At 65.3% G+C, this 386-nt stretch carries 1 pseudogene; it reads right to left on the bottom strand.

The window, feature by feature from the left end:
• Positions 1-386 (bottom strand): annotated as a pseudogene (locus ASC93_RS31365) (hypothetical protein); the annotation flags it as partial.

Raw genomic sequence — 386 nt, forward strand, 5'->3', positions numbered from 1 at the left:
CGCGCGGCGTCGTGCATCATCTGCAGCGGCTTGTAGTAGTAATGCTCGTCGACCAGGTCGGGGACCCGGCTGGTCACCTTCTGTTGCTGCCCCAGCCAGTCCTTGCCATTGACGGTGGAGATCAGCTTGAGCTGCGGATACTTCGCCTTGATGGCGTCGTGGAACTGGGTGTAGCGGCCGTCGTAGGTCTTGTGCTTGTCGAAGCCGTCCTCGTTGCCGATCTCGACGTAGCGCAGCTTGAACGGCGCCGGATGGCCGTCCCTGGCGCGCCGCGCGCCCCACGTCGTGCTGACGTCGCCGGTGACGTATTCGATCTCGTCGAGCGCTTCCTGCACGAAGGGCTGCAGCGCCGGGCCGGCGGGAACGTTGTCCCCGTTGAGCGCGTA

This window comes from Massilia sp. Root335, assembly GCF_001425685.1.
Taxonomy (GTDB): domain Bacteria; phylum Pseudomonadota; class Gammaproteobacteria; order Burkholderiales; family Burkholderiaceae_D; genus Telluria; species Telluria luteola.